Annotated in this window: 16 protein-coding genes; 3 read left to right on the top strand and 13 right to left on the bottom strand. The window is 70.1% G+C overall.

Annotated features, from left to right (window positions below):
* Window positions 1-204 precede the first annotated feature (204 nt).
* Entirely contained in the window at window positions 205-1491 is a 1287-nt protein-coding gene (locus ACIOJD_RS24470; protein ID WP_401917426.1) for a 3-deoxy-7-phosphoheptulonate synthase, read from the bottom strand.
* A gap of 77 nt (window positions 1492-1568) precedes the next feature.
* Between ACIOJD_RS24470 and ACIOJD_RS24475 the strand changes: the two genes are divergently transcribed.
* From ACIOJD_RS24475 to ACIOJD_RS24485, 3 genes are all read left to right on the top strand, one after another.
* Window positions 1569-2588: a diiron oxygenase gene (locus ACIOJD_RS24475; RefSeq protein ID WP_401917428.1), complete on the top strand. Its 1020-nt coding sequence runs from the start codon at window positions 1569-1571 to the stop codon at window positions 2586-2588.
* A 165-nt stretch (window positions 2589-2753) separates the two neighbouring features.
* The gene (gene pabB / locus ACIOJD_RS24480; protein ID WP_401917429.1) at window positions 2754-5006 is read left to right on the top strand and encodes an aminodeoxychorismate synthase component I; all 2253 of its coding nucleotides are present in this window, start codon (window positions 2754-2756) and stop codon (window positions 5004-5006) included.
* A gap of 42 nt (window positions 5007-5048) precedes the next feature.
* Window positions 5049-5759 (top strand): hypothetical protein, encoded by a 711-nt coding sequence (locus ACIOJD_RS24485; protein WP_401917431.1) that lies wholly within the window; start codon window positions 5049-5051, stop codon window positions 5757-5759.
* Window positions 5760-5853: 94 nt separating this feature from the next.
* Here the strand turns inward: ACIOJD_RS24485 and ACIOJD_RS24490 are convergent, their stop codons facing one another.
* The 12 genes from ACIOJD_RS24490 to ACIOJD_RS24545 form a co-directional block, all read right to left on the bottom strand.
* Window positions 5854-6753, bottom strand: coding sequence for an endonuclease/exonuclease/phosphatase family protein (locus ACIOJD_RS24490; RefSeq protein ID WP_401918035.1), 900 nt, complete (start codon window positions 6751-6753; stop codon window positions 5854-5856).
* 271 nt (window positions 6754-7024) lie between these two features.
* Entirely contained in the window at window positions 7025-7759 is a 735-nt protein-coding gene (locus tag ACIOJD_RS24495) for a 2-hydroxychromene-2-carboxylate isomerase (protein WP_401917433.1), read from the bottom strand.
* Between the two features lie 52 nt (window positions 7760-7811).
* Window positions 7812-8528 (bottom strand): 3-oxoacyl-[acyl-carrier-protein] reductase, encoded by a 717-nt coding sequence (gene fabG, locus ACIOJD_RS24500; RefSeq protein WP_401917435.1) that lies wholly within the window; start codon window positions 8526-8528, stop codon window positions 7812-7814.
* Window positions 8529-8673: 145 nt separating this feature from the next.
* Window positions 8674-9855, bottom strand: coding sequence for a beta-ketoacyl synthase N-terminal-like domain-containing protein (locus tag ACIOJD_RS24505; protein WP_401917437.1), 1182 nt, complete (start codon window positions 9853-9855; stop codon window positions 8674-8676).
* Between the two features lie 11 nt (window positions 9856-9866).
* Window positions 9867-11117 carry a beta-ketoacyl-[acyl-carrier-protein] synthase family protein gene (locus ACIOJD_RS24510; protein ID WP_401917439.1) on the bottom strand — a complete coding sequence of 417 codons (1251 nt, stop codon included), beginning with the start codon at window positions 11115-11117 and terminating at the stop codon, window positions 9867-9869.
* A 6-nt stretch (window positions 11118-11123) separates the two neighbouring features.
* Window positions 11124-11387, bottom strand: a complete 264-nt coding sequence (locus tag ACIOJD_RS24515; RefSeq protein WP_401917441.1) for an acyl carrier protein — start codon at window positions 11385-11387, stop codon at window positions 11124-11126.
* A gap of 86 nt (window positions 11388-11473) precedes the next feature.
* Window positions 11474-11905 carry a MaoC/PaaZ C-terminal domain-containing protein gene (locus ACIOJD_RS24520; protein WP_401917443.1) on the bottom strand — a complete coding sequence of 144 codons (432 nt, stop codon included), beginning with the start codon at window positions 11903-11905 and terminating at the stop codon, window positions 11474-11476.
* A gap of 2 nt (window positions 11906-11907) precedes the next feature.
* A complete protein-coding gene (locus ACIOJD_RS24525) occupies window positions 11908-12417 on the bottom strand; it encodes a MaoC family dehydratase N-terminal domain-containing protein (RefSeq protein WP_401917445.1) in 510 nt (169 codons plus the stop codon).
* A gap of 54 nt (window positions 12418-12471) precedes the next feature.
* Entirely contained in the window at window positions 12472-13866 is a 1395-nt protein-coding gene (locus ACIOJD_RS24530) for an aldehyde dehydrogenase family protein (protein WP_401917447.1), read from the bottom strand.
* Window positions 13866-14972, bottom strand: a complete 1107-nt coding sequence (locus ACIOJD_RS24535; RefSeq protein ID WP_401917449.1) for a phenazine antibiotic biosynthesis protein — start codon at window positions 14970-14972, stop codon at window positions 13866-13868. Before ACIOJD_RS24535 ends, ACIOJD_RS24530 begins: the two co-directional genes overlap by 1 nt.
* Before the next feature lie 200 nt (window positions 14973-15172).
* Window positions 15173-16465, bottom strand: coding sequence for a M20 family metallo-hydrolase (locus ACIOJD_RS24540; RefSeq protein ID WP_401917451.1), 1293 nt, complete (start codon window positions 16463-16465; stop codon window positions 15173-15175).
* 183 nt (window positions 16466-16648) lie between these two features.
* On the bottom strand, window positions 16649-18361 hold the full coding sequence (locus ACIOJD_RS24545) for a thiamine pyrophosphate-dependent enzyme (RefSeq protein WP_401917453.1): 1713 nt from the start codon (window positions 18359-18361) through the stop codon (window positions 16649-16651).
* Between the last annotated feature and the right edge of the window lie 125 nt (window positions 18362-18486).

The following is an 18486-nucleotide window of genomic DNA, read 5'->3' on the forward strand; positions in this document are numbered from 1 at the left end:
CTGAGTCGCCCTGGAGTCGGCCCGTAAGGGCCATGGCGAAAGGATCACATCCGAGTCAATAGGAGGTTGTACGGTCATGAAATTCCCCGTCCAGAATACGGTCAACGCACCCGGCCTGTCCCCACTCCCATGAACTGTACTGCACCGCGGTTTCTCGGGGGCTTGGTTGACTCGCTGTTGGCCCGGCCATGGCGTGAACAAGAGTCAGACGCCACTTGAGTTCACCAGAGCATCAGCGAAGTACGCGACGGCCTCAAGAGCTTGATCGGCATTCAACCGCGGGTCACAGGCGGTGTAATAGGCCTCTGGCACCTGGCTCTCCAGGATTCCGCAGCGACCTCCGACGCATTCCGTGACCGAATCGGCCGTACTCTCCAGGTGAAGGCCGCCCGGCCTGCCGCCCCCGCTCCGAACGGCCGCCACGAAACCGGCGATCTCCGCGAGCACCGCACTCATGTGCCGGGTCTTGTGCCCGCTGGAGGCACGGACGGTGTTGCCGTGCATGGGGTCGCACAGCCAGCCGACGGGGTGTCCCGCCCTGCGTACGGCCTCCACCAGCCCCGGCAGCACCGCCCCGACGCGCCCCTCCCCCATCCTCGCGATGAGCACGAGCCTTCCGGGCCTGCGGCCGGGGTCGAGGATTCCGGCGAGCCGGACGATCTCCCGCGGTGTCATGCCCGGACCCACCTTGCAGCCGACCGCGTTGGCCACCTCGGCGAGGAAACGCACATGGGCGCCGTCGACATGACGGGTGCGCTCCCCCACCCACGGGAAGTGGGTGGAACACAGGACCCACGCCCCGCTCTCGGCGTCCCACCGGGTCAGGGGCTCCTCGTAGTCGAGGATCAGCGCCTCGTGACTGGTCCACAGCACAGGGCCGGGCGCGAGCGCGGGGACGGAGGAGACGCGGGCGCCGGAGCCTGGCTCGGGAGTGCCGTCCGCTCCGGCACGGCGCAGCAAGGACAGCGTGCGCGCGGCATGTTCGTACCCCCAGAGCAGCCTGCGCGGCTCGGGGCGGCGGGAGAGTTCGTCCGGCGCGGAGGCGTTGACCAAGTCGCCCCTGAAGGACGGCACTTGGACACCGTCCACCTCTTCGGTCAGTGACGTACGGGGCTTGGAGAACTGCCCCGCGATGCGGCCGATGCTGACCACCCGCACGCCCAGCCGCTCCTCGGCCAGGGACGCGGCCGCACGGGCCAGCGCCACCGTACGGGCCGAGTCGGTCGGCGTGGGCAGCGCGAAGGTCTCGGCGCAGTCCCCCATCTGGATGACCACGCCCCGGCCGGACGCGACATCGGCCAGCCGCCGGCGCAGACCGGCCACTTCCGCCGGCGTCACCAGTGGCGGCCTGGCGACGAGCCGCTCGCGGATCTCCCGCAGACCGGCGCTCTCCGGCCAGCCGGGCGGCTGCTGGGCCCGCGGTCGCCGCCAGCGGCCCGGATGCCAGGGGCTCGGGGTGCCGGGCACCGGAGGCGAGACTTCTGTCCGCATCACTCAATCACCTCTCGTACGGGATCCGTTCGGCTCCGGGGCTACTGCCCTAAAGTATAGAGCAGTACAATGTATGCATGAGTCTAGATTTTCACGGTATTGAACATGGTAGTGGTGGCGAGGTGAACGGAGGAGGGCGGGCGGAGTTACCCGCGTACGATCCGCGCGATCCGGTGGAGAACGCCGTGATCGACCGGCTCTCCGGGAACTGGCACCGACGCGCGGCGGTCAAGCGGCAGGAACCCGTACTGGAAGACCTGTTCGAGCCGGACCGCCCGGACTACCCGGACGGCCTGTTGCCGTTCCACGACCACCCGACGTACCTCGCGCTGGACGACGAGACCAGGGCGAAGCTGCGCGCGTGGGCCTGGATAGCGTTCAACAAGAACGTCATGGACATCGAACAGCACGTGGTGAATCCCGGCTTCGGACTGCTGATGACGGATGTCTTCGAGACCGGCCTGGGCGAGACGATGACCGTCGCGGTGACCCAGGCGATGGTCGACGAGCAGTACCACACACTGATGCACCTGAACGCGAGCGCGGTGACCCGACGGCGGCGGGGCTGGCGGATGCCCGATGCGGCGCTGCCGCTCGGCTACAAGGCCCGGCGGTACGGGCAGCGGATGGCGATGGCGTCGGAGGCGGGCCACCGCGAGATCGACACGCTCGCCTACACCACCGTCGCCGAGATCGCCATCAACGCGTACCTGGACCTCATCGCGGACAACGAGGTGATCCAGCCGGTCAACCGGACCACCGCCGCTCTGCACAACCGGGACGAGCACTGCCACGCGTCCATCGCGGACGAGATCGCCAAGGCGGCGTACGCGCGCCTCGCCCCGCCGCGGCGCGCCCTCTTCCTCGCGGCCCTCGCCGACGGCATGGAGGCGTTCGCTGCCAACGACTTCCGGACCTGGCACCGGATCGTCGACCTGGTGGGTGTGGAGGGCGGACGGAACATGGTGCTGGATGTCGAGCACGACGCGTCCCGTCGGCGCCTGCTCCAGGACTTCGGGGCGCTGCACCGGCTGTGCGACGAGATGGAGGTCCTCGACCGTATCCCCTTCGACTGGTCCACGGTCTCGACCGGCTGACCAGGGTCTGGGATCCCGGGGCTCCCGCGTTTCCTTCCGCTCCCGCCGTTCCTTCCGTTCCTTCCGTTCTTCAGCTTCTTCCGTCGCCGGAGCTTCCGGCGCTCCCCGTATCCTCGGCGCCCGCACCCCGCCGCGGACGACGACCGTCCGACCCTGAGAGGGGCCATGCGCACACTGCTCGTCGACAACTACGACTCCTACACGTACAACCTCTGTCAACTGATCGCCGAGGTCTACGGCGTGGAGCCGACGGTCGTACGCAACGACGACCCGGAGTGGGGCGGACTCGATCTCCGGCGGTTCGACTGTGCGGTCGTCTCGCCCGGCCCCGGCCGGCCGCACGCACACCGCGACTTCGGCCACTCCCGCGATCTGCTGCGGCGGGCGGAGCTGCCCACCCTCGGCGTCTGCCTGGGGCATCAGGGGATCGGGCTGCTGGGCGGCGCGCGCGTGGAGAGCGCACCGGAGCCGCGGCACGGCCATCTGACCACCGTCGAGCACACCGGTGAGGGGCTCTTCGCCGGGATTCCGCAGCGGTTCACCGCGGTGCGCTACCACTCCTTGTGTGTCGCCGAGCCGATCCCGGCGGAGCTGGAGGCGATGGCGTGGGCGGAGGACGGTGTGATCATGGGCCTGCGTCATCGTGAACTCCCGTTGTGGGGCGTGCAGTTCCATCCGGAGTCGATCAGCACGGAGTACGGCGCCGAGCTGGTGTCGAACTTCCGTGAACTGGCGCTGGGTTCGAGGCGGCACACGGTCTCCCGTACGCGACCGGGCGCACGCCCCGAGGAGGGCCGCGCCCCGGGAGCCGAGCGGAGTTCCACCGAGCCGAACCCCACCGAATCCCGCTCCACGGGACTGCGCCTGCATACGCGTCGTATCGACCGGCACATCGACACCGAGGCCGCGTTCCTCGCGCTGCACGGGGCGAGCGACCGGGCGTTCTGGCTGGACAGCGCGCTGGTCGAGGAAGGGCTGTCGCGGTTCTCGTTCCTGGGGGACGCCGAGGGCGCGGGCGGTGAAGTCCTCACCTACCGGTTGGGGGACGGCGCGGTGATCGTCGAGCCGTCGGGCGGTATCCCGTATCTCCAGTCGGGCGACGTCTTCGACGTGCTCCGGGACCGGCTGGAACGGCGCGTGGAGGGCGCCGACGAGCTGCCGTTCGACTTCACCGGCGGATACGTCGGGTACTTCGGCTACGAGCTCAAGGCCGATACGGGCTCGACCGCCGCCCACCGGGCGCCGACACCGGACGCGGTATGGCTGCGGGTGAACCGCTTCGTCGCTGTCGACCACGCGGAGGGCCGGACGTACGTCGTGGCGGTGGCCGGAGAGGGCGAGTCCGCCGCCGCGCTGTCCTGGGCCGACCGTACGCTCGCGCGGCTGGCGGGCCTGCCGGACGCCGCGCCCGGTGCCCCTACGAGCAAGGATGTCACCGCTCCCCCGGTGCCGGCGAGGCCGGACACCGCCCGCATGCTGGCGCGACCGCGGGAGCGGTATCTGGCCGACGTCGAGGAGTGCCGCCGGCAGCTGCGCGCGGGCGAGAGCTACGAGATATGCCTGACCAACAGCGTCCGGCTGCCCGCGCCGGCCGACGACCTCGCCTACTACCGCAGGCTGCGCCGTCTCAACCCCGCTCCGTACTCCGCGCTGCTGTGTCTGGGCGAACTCACGGTCTTCAGCTCGTCCCCCGAGCGGTTCCTCCGCCTCGGCCGCGACGGCGTCGTGGAGAGCAAGCCCATCAAGGGCACGGCGCGGCGTGACCCCGATCCCGGGACCGACGAGGCGCTGCGTGACTCGCTGCGGACCGATGCCAAGACACGCGCGGAGAATCTGATGATCGTGGATCTCCTCCGCAATGATCTCGGCCGGGTCTGCGAAGTGGGCAGCGTGACCGTACCGGCGTTCATGGCCACCGAGTCCTACGCCACGGTGCACCAGCTGGTCTCCACGGTCCGCGGTGTGCTGCGCGCGGACACCGGCGCGATCGACTGCGTACGGGCGTGTTTCCCCGGCGGGTCGATGACCGGGGCGCCGAAGCTCCGCACGCTGGAGATCATCGACTCGCTGGAGGGACAGGCGCGGGGCGTCTATTCGGGCGCCCTCGGCTATCTGGGATTCTCCGGGAGCGCGGACCTCAATATCGTGATCCGCACAGCCGTACGATGGCGGGACGAGCTGACGGTCGGCGCGGGCGGCGCGATCGTGCTGGACTCGGACCCGGTGGCGGAGTACGACGAGATGCTGCTCAAGGCCGAGGCCACGCTGCGCGCGCTGCCGTTGCCGCCCGCCGGCGCTGCCCAGCAGACGCCCGCCGCCACCCCCACCCACTCCCTCGCGCCGGCTCCCGCACCGGTTGCCGGCCCCGCCCCCGCTTCCCGAGTGGCGCTCCCGAGGCTCGCGGACGACAGCCGATAGCGTGACGAGCCCGTAATGACCCACGGCCCACCGGAGGTTGCGGTGTTCGCGAACGAGCAGATCGAACTGCTGGCCAAGTCCGGCTGGAACACATGTGCCTCCGTACGCGAAGGACTCGGCGCTGCCGGGCTGCCGGTGCCGACGGCCGCGTATCTCGAGAAGACCATCTCCACCAAGCGCTGGGAGCGGGCCCGGCGAGCCGTCGAGGCCCTGCGCGGGCACTTCAAGGACGCGCGGTTCGCCGACGAAGCCACCTACGGCGTGCTGCTGGTGCCCGATCCGGCCAAGCTCGACACGCGGGGGGCCGTGGATCCGGCCATGCGCGGGGACCAGGTCGGAAAACCCACGGCCGATGTCGTGGACAAGGCCCTCCCCGCCGGCGCGCTGCCGGTCCGGCCGGGCACCGACTGGACCCCGGTGGCCACCATCACCGGCGCCGCCGGTCTGCACTTCGGCAGTTACGCCGATATCCGGGACGGGCACGGCGTGAAGTCCTTCACCGTGGACGGGTTCGACACCCGTGACCTGATGGTGCGCCAGATCTGGGGTGCGCGGGTGCTCCAGTCCGGCGGCGAGCTGCCGGACTGCGAGGTCGGCGGCGGGTGGACGTTCACGCTCTTCCCCGGGGAGGAGCTGACGGGTGGCCGCGCCGCCTCGGGCACGGTGCTGCACGGGAAGGTGCGCTTCCGGCTGGGACGCCCGGACCGGGGCATCGCGGTGGTCCGGGTCTGCCCCGCGCTGTTGATCCGCTGAGAGCCTGAGGCCGCGCGCTCGCGAGGGCTCGGAGCACGAGGCGGGTGGCGACTGCCAGAACCTGATGTGGGCCGTCAGAGTCTGAGGCGGGCCGTCAGAACCTGAGGCGGGCTACCACCGGAAGATGGTCGCTGCCGGTCACGGGCAGAGTCCGGATGTCGGTGACCCTCGCCGAGCGTGCCATGACGTGGTCGATCCGCGAGACGGGAAAGGCCGCGGGCCAACTGAAGTCGGGGCCCCGCTCAGCCGTGTTCATCCGCGAGGTGACCGGGGCCAGCCCTCGGTCGTCCACCGTACTGTTGAGGTCACCGAGCAAAATCACCTGATCCACCTTCTCGGCGGCGATGGCCTCGCCCAGGAGGCGGGCGCTCTCGTCCCGCCAGTCGGACTCGAGACCGCTCAACCGCACCCGGACCGAGGGCAGGTGGGCGACGTACACCGCGATCTCGCCCCGCGGCACACGCACACTGGACCGCAGCCCACGGCTCCAGCCCTCGCCGATCCCCGCCGGCTTGATGTCCAGCGACCGGACGTCCGACAGCGGATGTCTCGACCAGAGTCCGACTGTGCCCTTGACCGCGTGGTACGGGTAATCCGCCGCCAGCGTCCTCTCATAGGCGGGCAGCGCGGAGGGGATCAGCTCTTCCAGGGCGATGAGATCCGGTTCGGCCTCGGCCAGGGCTGTCGCGGTGCCCTCGGGATCGCTGTTCTCGTCGCTGACGTTGTGCTGAACCGCCGTGATGTCGTGCGCGCCGTCGTCCACGGGCAGCAGCAGCCCGCCGAAATGCCCCGTCCAGACGGCCGCCGGCAGCAGCAGTGCCACCAGCGCGGTGGCCGAGCGGCGCAGCAGTGCCAGGGAGAGCAGCACCGGAACGGCCAGGCCCAGCCACGGCAGGAATGCCTCCAGCAGGCTGCCGAGGTGCCCGACGGTGTTGGGCACGGCGCCATGGAACGCCAGCAGACCGGCGCTCAGTACGGCCGACGCGGCGAGAATCCGCCCTCGCGACCAGGATGAGCGGCCCCGCGCGTCCGTACCCCACCGCCACCGGCCGGTGCTCCGTGCCCACCGCCGAGGCGGCGCCGTTCGCGGCTCCGCCTCCAGGTCCACACGGCTCTCCGCCCGCTCCACCACGTCTCACCCATCTCTTCGGACCCGCCCTGCCCCGTGGCCATGATCACGACGCTGCCCGTTACGACGCACGACCCGGTGGTGGGGGTTCCCGTTCGCGCCCTCGGCCTGCCGGGGGAACGGACCGGGCCAGGGGTCAGCCGCAGCCGCCGGCGTGTCCGTGGTCGCTCGACCGCGAGGCGGGCAGGGGCGCCGGATCCGGCGGGTCGGCTACGGACGCAGTGGTGGGGTCGGGGCTGTCTCCGGTGTCGAGAGTGGCGAGGAAGTCCGCGAGCCGGTCGAGGCCCCAGAACTTCTGACGCCCGTTGACGAAGAACGGAACACCGAAGACATCGTCGTGGTCCATGTCCGAGAGGGCTCCGACACCGCGCCGACGGAGGTCCGGGTCGTCGGTGGCACGTTCGGCCGCGGCCGAGACCCCGACGTCGGCCGCCAGTTTCCCGACGGTCCTGCGGTCCGAGATGTCGAGTCCCTCCTGCCAGCGCGCGCGGTAGACACGCTCGATGAACTCGGGCCCTCTGCCTTCCGCCTCGGCCACCAGATAGGCGAGGTGGGACGGCTCCCACCAGGCGTCACGGTCGCCTGGCCAACTCACCTTCATTCCACGGCGGTTGGCCAGTCGGCGTATGTCGCCGAGTATGTAGAGGTGCTTCTCACGGGACATGGGCGTGTAGATGAACCGGCCGCCCGTCTGCGCCAGCGCGTGTTCGCTCTCCTCGTCCGGCTCCCAGAAGGGCCGCCATTGGACCGCACGGGCCGCCTCCGGGTGATGACGCGTCAGATCGTGGTGGGCCAGCCAGGAGTACGGGCTTCGGAAGGAGAAGTAGACGAGGGGACGGGGGCGCGACCGGGGGCGGCGGGGCACTTCCATGAGAGAGACTCCTTGAGGGCCGACCGCACAGCACTCGACGCCGGTCGGGGTACTAGATGGTGAGACCGCCGTCGACCTGGAGGACGGCTCCGGTGATGTACGAGGCGCGTGGTGAGGCGAGATACGCGACGAGGTCCGCGACCTCGTCCGGGCCGCCGAAACGCCCCAGTGGGATACGGTCGACCGCCTTCTTCCGCTGGCGTTCCGCCAGCACGGCCGTCATGTCGGTCTCGATGAAGCCGGGGGCCACGACATTCGCGCGGACGCCGTACCCGCCCACTTCCTTGGCCAGGGCGCGGGTGAAGCCGATGATCCCGGCCTTGGAGGCGGAGTAGTTCGTCTGTGTCGGGTTGCCGTACACCCCGGCGGTGGACGAGAGGGTGAGGATCACCCCGCTCCGGCGCTTCATCATCCCCAGGATCACGGCGTGACAGACCGTGAACGTGCCGTCCAGGTTCACCCGCAGCACGCTGTGCCAGTCCTCCTCCGCCATGGTCACCAGCGGCTTGTCGCGGGTGACTCCGGCCGAGGTGACCAGTACGTCGACGGGGCCGAGCCGCTGTTCCGTGTCCTGGACGAGCGCGCGCACGGCAACCGGGTCCGTCACATCGGTCTCCTGGGAGAGGACCCTGGCTCCGTGCTCCTCGGCCTCCTTCTCGGCCTCCCGTGCCTCTTCGGACCGCGACCGGTAGCAGAAACTCACGTCGTGGCCATCCTCGGCGAGCCTGCGGACGACGGCGCGGCCGATGCCTCGGGAGCCTCCGGTCACCAGGGCTACGGGCCGCTGCCCCGGCCCCTGTTGCTGTCTTTGTTGCTGTCTTTGTTGCTGTCTCTGTTGCCGCCCCGAACTCTGCCCCGGCCGCTCCGCGGACCGCTGTCCGTTGTCCATCCGTACCTCTCCTCCACGCCCGTTCTCAGAGCCGTTGGCCGGTGGTGTCTCGGTGCGGAAAGCGCAGCACGGCGCAGCCGACGACACCGTCCGCGTCCACCGTCGTCACCAGTCCCGCCCGTCCCGCCGCGTCCGTGTCGCGCTCGGCGAGACTGAGGAGGCTGACGGTCTGGAAGGCGACCGAAGCGGCGTAGGTGTCACCGAGCAGTTCGGAGCACACCACCTCGCGGGGGACGCGTTCGGCGAAAACGTCGGCCAGGCCCGCGCGTTCGTACGCGCCGAGGTCGCCCCGTACCCCAGTCGGCGCGACGGCCCAGACGTCGGAGGCGTCGGTCCCGGCGGCCGTGAGTGACTGGCGGAGGCACTCGGCCAGTACGGTGGGGACGTCCGCCTCACGGGCCGGCAACGCGCTGCGCACCGCGGCCAGTTCGGCGAGCGGAGCGCGGTCGCCCGCCGTCGCCGACTCCAGGCTCTCCAGCAGCAGTACGGCACTGCCCTCGCCGATGACCGGTGCCTGCCGGCCGCCATGCGTGTGCCAGTCGAGCCAGGCGCGCTCCGGGGAGTACTCCTCCACCGCGCCGCAGACCACACTGCGGGCACGGCCCGAGCGGTGGAGGCGCCGGGCGTGGTTCAGGGCGAGCAGCGCGGAGGCTCGGCCGCCCGCGACCGTCACGTTCGGGCCGCGCAGCCCGTGGCGGATGGCCGACTGCCCGGCGGCGCAGTTCATGACGGTGTTCGGGAAGCGGGCCGGATCGACGAAGTACGGCTTGTCCTCGGTCAGCGCGTCACGGGTGAAGCTCATAATGCTGCGCACACTGCCGTTCGAAGTGCCGAGCACCAGCGCGGTGTTGTCGTCCAGCCCGTCGATACGGCCTCCCGCGCCGTCGTCGAGCAGCCGGCCCACGGCGGCGACGGCCAGCCCTGTGGCCCGGTCCATGGAGCGGGTTCCCTTGCGGCCCAGCAGTTCGCGGGGGCCGCCGTTCGGTACGAGCCCGGCCCACGCCATGGTGGCCGGTCCCTCCTCGGGGGCCAGGCCGGTGAGAGCGGGTTCCTGGCGTCGTACTCCCTCGCTGAACTCCACGCGGCCGATTCCGAAGGCGGAGACCGCCGACCAGGCGGAGATGTACGGGCCGGGCCGCGATGTCACCGTGACCGCGGCCGCCGTTGTCGCGGTGGCGGCACTTTCCTTCTGAGATCTCTCATTCACGGGCCCTACGGTCATTGTGGGCCTCCCCCGTCGCGTTCGTACCGGCCGAGCATCAGCACCGCGTTGTTTCCGCCGAAGGCCAGCGCGTTGTTCTGTACGACGCGCAGCTCGGCGTCGACCGCCACGTTGGGCACGCAGTCGATGTCGCACTCGGGGTCGGTCTCGGTGTGGTTGATGGTCGGCGGGATGAACCCTTCGCGGATGGCGAGCGTGCACGCGATGGCGGCCAGCGCGCTGGCCGCGCCCATGGTGTGTCCGATCATCGATTTGATCGAGATGGTGCGCGGGGTCTTGTCCCCGAAGACCTGCCGCATGGCGCGGGACTCGCTGATGTCGTTGGCCTTCGTACCGGTGCCGTGGGCGGAGATGAGGTCGACGTCGTCCGAGGAGATTCCCGCGTTGTCATGGGCCAGCCGTACGCAGCGGGCGAAGCTGTCCGAGTTCGGCGCGACGGGGTGGTCCGCGTCGCAGTTGAGCCCGTAACCGAGCACTTCCGCGTGGATGCGCGCGCCGCGTCCGAGCGCCGATTCCAGGCTCTCCAGCAGCAGGATGCCGGCACCCTCGCCGGTCAGGATGCCCCGCCGGTGCAGGTCGAAGGGCTGGCACTTCTCCGGGGCGATGGTCCCGAGCCGGTAGAACCCGGCGAATGTCTTCAGGCATACGGCGTCCGCGCCACCGCACAGGGCGAAGTCGACCTCTCCGGTGCGCACCGCGTCGTAGCCGTAGCCGATCGCGTAGTTGCCCGCCGCGCAGGCGGTCGGCAGGGTCACCGCCTCGACGTTGACCAGCCCGAGTTCGCGGGCGGCGGCCACGGACAGTTTCCCGGCCGGAACGCGCCGGGCGACCACCGGGTCCATCCGCTCGGGCCCGTCGGCGACCTCCTGCTGGACGAGCCGGTCCAGGTCGCGGGACTCCCCGTCCGTGGTGCCGACGGTGACCAGTGACCGGGCCTCGCGCAGCACCTCGACCGGCAGGGCCGCGTCGTCGACGGCCATCCGGGCGGCGGCCGCCGCGAAATGGCTGGCCCTGCCGTACTCACTCGGCGGGAGACGGAAGACGAAGTCCTCCGCGGCGAAGTCGTCGATCTCGCAGCCCTGGGAGTGCTCGAAGCCGGTGACGTCGAAGGAGGTGATGGGCTTGGCTCCGCTGCGCCCCGCGCGCAGCCCGGCGAGGAAGTCCCGTACGCCGGTCCCGATGCTGGTCACCGCGCCGAGGCCGGTGACGACGACCCGTCGTGGCGGGGTGGTGTCCGGCCAGGTCATCGCGGCCTACCGGCTGTTGGCGGCGGCCTCGGCCACCACCTCGTTGACGCCCTGGAGGTTCACCATGCGTGCCAGGTCGTCCTGCCCGATGGTGATCCTGAAGTTCTTCTCCAGCGACGCGAGGATCTCTATCGCGAGCAGCGAGTCGGCGTCGTGGTCCTCCTTGAACAGGCTCGTGAGCGTCATGTCGTCGGGTTCGATCTCCAGGATGTCGGTCACGATCTCCTTGATCCGGCTCGCCTGGTCGGCGTCGATGCTGGGGCTTGTCATGGCTGTGTCCTTGTCTCCGCTGTTTACGCGAATTCCTTGGTGCTGTTCCCGCGAGCGCCTTCGCGCGTGGTCACGCGCCGTCGCCGTCAGGCGAGTTGGACGACGGCCCGCGCTCCGGCCATGACCTGGTGTCCGCCCGATATCGCCGACAACCGGATCACGGCCCGTCGGCCGGCCAGTTTCTCCTCGACGTATCCGGTCACGTCGACCGTGGCGCCGCCCTCGTCATCGGGGACGACGACCGGCCGGGAGAAGCGCCGGACCGAGTATGCGAGCAACGCGCCGGGGTCCTCGGTCCAGTCGGTGACGATGCGTACGGCCTCGGCGATGGTGAAGGTGCCGTGCGCGATGACATCGGGGAGGCCGACGGATTTGGCGACGCGCTCGTTCCAGTGCGTCATGGTGAAGTCCGAGCAGGCGCCGCAGTAACGCAGCAGGTCGACCCGTTTCACCGTGAACCGCTGCCCGGGGACCTCGGTACCCACCTCGATGTCGTCGTAGTCGACGCGTGCGGCCACCGTCATACCTCCGTGGTCTCTGCCGTACGGGCCGCTGCCGGACCCCGCTGCGCCGGACCCGGTTCCGCCGTACCGCGCGACAGGATGGTGTTCACGACCGTGCAGACATGTTCGCCGTCGACCGTGTCGATGGTGTGTGTCATCGTCCACTGCTCGTGCACGCCCAGGACGGCCATGTCGTCGATGCGTGTGGTCTGCACCAGGCGGTCACCGGCCTGAATGGGCCGGCGGTGGATGACCTGTTGGGCGCGGTGCACGCACACCGGTTCCTTCCGCTTGCCGAATTCGGGGTCGTACAGCGGCCAGCCGCCGAAGCGGAAGAAGAGCAGGACGGCGAAGGACGGTGGTGCGATGACGTCCGGGTAGCCGAGCGCCTTGGCCGCCTCCGGGTCCAGATAGGCGGGGTGGGCGTCGCCGGTCGCGAGTGCGTAGTCGCGGATCTTCTCCCGGCTCACTTCGTAGATGCCGGGCGGCTCTTGAACGCGCCCGGTGAAGTCGTGGTTGAGTGCCATTGTCCACCCCCGTGTCATGGGTCGCGGATCAGTCGCGGTCAGTCAGGTCGCGGATCAGTCGCGGATGACGGTCTTGCTCCGCATGAGGAAGTCCGCGAGATAGCCGTCGTGCGGAATACCGTGGCGCATCCAGTGCGTCGGATGGTCGCCGACGTGGACATTGCTGATGGTCGGCTCGTCCACCAGCCGTTCGATCAGTGGTGTGTCATCGGTGAACGCGGTGAGCACCAGTGTGTTCCTGAGCGGCCCGATGCCGTCGGCCGCCGACCAGGGTGCTACCCAGACGCAGGGAAAACCCAGCTCTGTCCCGGTCTGCCGGGCATCGGCACGGTCCAGCCGGAAGACCGCCGGCCGCAGGACCGCGCTGCCGTCGCCCAGTTCGTCCACGATGCCGTCCCCGCCGAGGTGGGCGGTTGCGCCCTCGGCGGCGCGCAGAAGGTGGCGTTCGACGGCGCGCGCCTCGGCCACCGGCAGGACGGGCAGGACGGCCTTGGGATCCCCTGGCGGCAGGCTGGGGATCGCCGCGAGCCGGGCGGCCGTCTCCTCGGCCACCTCCGTGGTGTCGACGGTGCCGCTCTCGGCGAAGACCGCGGTGGCGTTCACACAGGCCGTTCCGCCCTCGGCGCCGACCGAGTCGACGACGACATCCATATGGTCCCGCCAGTCCTCACCCGTGAGCAGGATCTTCGACCGGCCCGGTCCCTGGGGAAGCACCGTGGGGTCGGCGCGGTACTTCCTCATCACCTCGTCGCCGCCGTACACCAGGGCCAGGTCGGCGCCTTCGATGATGCTGTCGGCCACCGTGTGGTCGGTGGGCAGCAGGGCGATGCGGTCCGGCCCGAACCCCGCCTCGCGCAAGGCCGTGACCAGGCGGTGCGGGGTGAACGGCTCGCGCTGCGAGGGCCGTACGGCGACGCGGTAGCCGAGCGCGAGGGCCTCCAGCCACAGGGCGTGCACCCCGGGGTGGTTGCCCGCGGCGTGCACGGCGAAGACCTCCCCGCGCCGGGTCCACACCGCCTGCCCCTGCCGGGTCGACGGCGCGTCCCAGCGGTCGACCGCGCCGCTCGGACGGGCCTGGAGTGTGGTGTTCCGGGCCTCCGCCGCGGCGTCCGCGACGATCCCGGCGGCGGACGCCACGACGGAGACCGGCAGCCCGGAGCAGCGGCTGACGAGGTCGCGGTACTCCCCGGGGGACACCCCGCCCAGGGTCGCGTCGGCGAAGAGCCGGCCGGCCCGTGCCAGCGCGGCGGTCCGCTCGGTGGCGGGCAGTGGGTTCGCTGCACGCAGTGCGGCAAGGCTGCGCCGCACGTACAGGGAGGGCACCAGGCTCAGTTCGGCGAGGGGCGTCCCGACGACGTCTGACACGGTCGCACGGTTGCGGGCGCGGAAGGGGCCGTTGCGGCCCAGCGCTACGAGCTGGATCAGCGGTTGCTGGATCGGCGGTTCCATCAGTAGACCCCTTCGATGACGACTTCGTCATCGAAGCTCGCGACGGGACCGACTTCCGTGACGGAGTCCCCGAACTGCCCCTTCGGGGGACGCATACGGATGGCCGTGTCCCGTTCGAGGTTGTTCGGCAGCAGCATCCCCTTGCTGATGTGGTTCATCACGACCTGGCCGCGCTCGCCGTAGGCCACACTCTCGCCCGTCCCGGGGTTGATCACCGAGAAGGAGATGTACGGCGAGAACGGATCGAAGACACAGCGGTCCTCGCCTGTGGTGTCGACGCGTTCGAGCGAACCGCCCAGGATCATCGTGCTGCCGTAGGCGCCCTGTAACTCGATGCCGGGGAACACTTCCGTACGGAACAGGTGCCGGGTGTCCGCGTCCATGTGTGCTCCGCCCCACTGGATGTGGGACACCTTCTCGTTGATGAGCGCGACCAGCCGCTCGTTCCTCGCGAGCCGTTCCAGCAGCGGCGGTGTGGTGATGAGGACGCCGATGTCCTGTGTCTCCAGCAGGAAGACGGCCTGGTCGACCAGGTGCTCGGCGTAGCGGCCCGCTTCCTCGGCCCGGCCGCCGCCGATGCATTTCTTGACCCACCGGGGATCCATGTCGATCGTGAGGAGAATGCCACCGCTCCTGCGTGCGCCCTCGCGGAGCGCGGCCCCGAAGATGTGCGGGCCGTCCGGCATGAGCGCCAGCCAGTTGACGCCGCGCGGGCAGCCGCGCTCGTCCAGCTTCCGTTGACTGAAGGCCAGCCAGCGCTCCATCCAGTCGTTCATACAGACCACACGCTTGGGCGCGCCGGTCGTGCCACCGCTCTCGTACACGCCGTAGAGGTCCGTGAGCGAGCCGTATCCGCGCGGGATCAGGTCTTCCACGCGGACGTCGCGCAGTTCGTTGACGATGTTGGGAAACAGCTTGAGGTCATCGGCGGTGTGCACGTCCGTACGGGGATCGAAGTCGAGCTTCTTGGCCCGTTCGAGCCAGAAGGGCGATCCCGTCTCCGGACCGAAGTGCCATCGCATAGCCGCCTCGAGCAGCTCCTGGGCATCCGGAATCTCATCTGTCGGGCAGTCGAGAACCCGGACGTCGGGACTGTGGTTCGGCATCTGCGTCCTTCCCACCGGAAAAGCATCGGCACTCACGCATCACCTGCCAGGGCCGCACACAGGAGGCGCGCGGCAGGGTGAAGTGAGGTTCGTGAGTGCCATGCTGACACAGCAATACATGCACAGTCAAGGAATGCGCACACCTTGAATGACGCACGGAGATGCCCCGGATGCACGGGGTGAGTTCGGCTGAGGCCGGTTCACCTGGCGAGTTCACCCGCGGCCAGGCCGCGCATCACCTCCGTCAGCAGGGAGAGGCCGGCGAGCATGTCTTCGTCCGTGCTGTATTCGAGCTCGTTGTGCGAGATGCCCTCCGAGGACGGGACGAAGAGCATCACGGTCGGCACGACGTCCTTCATGTTGATGGAGTCATGACCGGCGACCGTCATGACATCGGCGTGGGACAGACCGAGCCGCGCCGCACAACGCCGCGCCAGCTCGACCCCCTTCGGCTGATAGGGGTTGACTCCCCAGCTGTGCGAGTGGTGGCGCTCGACCGTGACGCGGGCGGTCGCCTCGATCTCCGTGATCCGCTCGTGGAGGAGTTCGTCGGCCCGGGTGAGCACCGACTCGTCGGCGGAGCGGAGGTCGAGCAGGAGGGAGACACGGGAGGCCACGACAACGGGCGAGTTGGGGTAGACGTCGAGCTGCCCCACCGAGGTGTGCAGAACGCCCGGGAAGCGGTCGGCGATCTCCCGGGCCGCGACCACGAGCATGGACGCGCCGAGCAGCGCGTCGCGGCGGTCCTCCATCAGCGTCGCGCCGGAGTGCGCCTGGTCGCCGTTCACGACGAACTCGTACTTGTTCGCCGCCCAACTGGAGGCCACCAGACCGATCGTCGTACCGGAGTTCTCCAGGTTCCGGCCCTGCTCGATATGGATCTCGGCGCAGAACGCGGCGGTCGGGCCGTCGCCGTCGCCCAGGAATCCGGTCGGTTCCATCGCCTGCCGGACCGAGACACCGTCGCGGTCGAGCGTCGCGAGAGCCTTCTCCAGCGGCAGTTTCCCGGTGAAGACCGAGCTGCCCATCATGGACGGGACGAAGCGCGAGCCCTCTTCGTTGAACCAGTTGACGACGGCGATGTTGAACAGCGGGACGTCTCCGGTGCGTTCCCACTCCTCGGCCAGCCGGAACGCCGCATGCGCCGCGGCGAGAACACCGTACGCGCCGTCGAAGCGGCCCGCGGTCGGCTGCGAGTCCATGTGTGATCCGACAACGACATAAGGCGCTCCCGGAACGCGCTCCAAGAGTCCGAACTGGTTGCCGATCCGGTCGTATTCGACACGGAGGCCGTGTGATTCGAGCAGTTCGGCGAACCATCGCCGCTGGCTCACATCGGCCGGGCTCGCCGCCTGCCGGTCGACGCCGCCCGCTGCCGTGGCCCCGAAGGTGCTCATGGTCCCGAAGTCCCTGACGAAACTCTCGTCCATGGGGCGGAGTTCGGGGCCGGGCGTGCTGCTCGGGGTGTCGGTGGACGTATTCGTGGCATTCATGGTGGGTCCTTCCGGGGTCGGATATATGACGCCGGGCCGCCGCCTCCCGCCCCTGGTCACGCGGTGGACGAACCGGACAGGCAGGTGGTGGCCGGAGGTACGGGCGGGGCCGCGCGGACGTACGGGTGGGATCGGCGCGGGCGTACGGGTGGGATCGGCGCGGGTACGGGTTGGCGGGGCGACTCAGACCGCCGTGGACGGGGCGCGCACGGACGGGTCCTGGAACAGGTGGAGTACGGCGGGAAGGCCGCTCGCGCGGGCGCGCAGGAACGCGTCACCGAAGTCGGCGGTCGACCTCACGGTCTCGCCGAAGGCCCCGAACGACCGGGCCCAGGCGGCGAAATCCGGATTGGTCAGGTGCGTGCCGGACGGACGGCCGGGGTACGTGTCCTCCTGGTGCTGCCGGATCGTGGCGTAACAGCCGTTGTCGACCACCAGCACGATGGGGGACGCGCCGTATCCCACGGCCGTCGCCAGTTCCTGCCCGTTCATCATGAAGCAGCCGTCGCCCGCGACGGACACGACCTCGCGCCCGGGAAACGCGAGGGACGCGGCCACGGCGGCCGGGATCCCCAGCCCCATCGCCCCGTTGCGCGGCGCGACGAGCGATGCCGGAGAGCGGTGCGGCAGATACCGGGCGGGCCACAGCGCGTGGTTGCCGGCGCCGAAGGTGATGACGGCGTCGCGCGCGAGTTCCGTGCGCAGTACGCCCATCACAGCCGTCATGTCGACGTACGCGTCACTCCTCCCCGGGGCGGAGACGTCCGCCGGGAGGGGGGACGCGGGCTCGGACGACACAGGGGACGAAGGGGCGGGCACGGGGGTGCTGAAGCGGAGGAACGCCTCCCGGGCCGCCCGGAACCAGCCCTCGTCCGCCCCCGTCGACACGGGTGACATCGCGAGATCGCGGGCGAAGGCCGGGGCGTCCGCCTGGATCAACTGGTCGATACGGCCCGCGTGTCCGAGGGCGGCGCCGGGCAGGACCAGCACCGTTTCCGAGTCGAGGCCGCGTCGGTAACCGTCGCTCAGGACATCGGCGCGCGGGGCCCCGAGAAAAAGTGTCAGGTCGGCCTCGTCCAGCAGTCCCGCCGCGTGATCGCCGCGGCCGTACCCGAGAGAGCCCACAAAGGCGTTGCCGCCGTCGATCTCGTGGGGCACCGCGTCGTAGGAGCGGAAGTCGGAGACCACGGGAATGGAGCGCGCCGCCGCCCACCGGACGAGATGCTCGCCGCTCTCCGCGCTCCATCCCTCACCTCCGACGACGATGAGCGGCCTACGGGCGCGTTCGACACGGCCGGCCACCTCCTTGAGCGCCGACTCGGACGCGCGCGGCCGGGCCAGGGAGAGCGGTTCCACGGTGCCGGACGTACCGGCCGGGTGGGTGAGGACATCCTCGGGGAGCCCGATCACCACAGGGCCGGGCCGTCCGCTGCGGGCCGTGTGCAGGGCGTCGGCGACGACACGGGCCGCGGCTGTGGGGTCGTCCAGCGTGACGACCTTCTTCGCCGTGGTGCCGAACCACCCGGTGAGGTCGAACTCCTGGAAGGCCTCCCGGCCCCGGTCTGGCACGGGGATCAGACCGACGAACAGGACGAGTGGCGTAGCGTCCTGATGTGCGGTGTGTACGGCGATGAACGCGTTCGCCGCCCCGGGCCCCCGGGTCACCAGCGCGACTCCGGGGCGGCCCGTCAGCCGCCCTTCCGCCAGCGCCATGAACCCCGCGCCGCCCTCGTGTCTCGTCACGACCGTCGAGATCTCCGAGTCGTACAAACCGTCGAGCACGTCGAGATACGACTCCCCGGGAACCCCGTACACACGCCGGACGCCCTCTCGCTCCAGCTGCGCGACGATCAGATGTCCGGCCGAGACGGGCCGCGAGGGAGATTCGACATTCACGGTCGTTCTCATTCCTTCGTCGAGGGTGCGTTTTCCTTTCCCATTGTCTGGTCCGACCCCGTCGGTGGCACCTGACGTACTCACCGAATTAGTGGGCGCCGAGTGTGCAGATGAACATCAGGGGC

It is taken from the genome of Streptomyces sp. NPDC088116 (assembly GCF_044741745.1).
Taxonomy (GTDB): Bacteria; Actinomycetota; Actinomycetes; order Streptomycetales; family Streptomycetaceae; genus Streptomyces.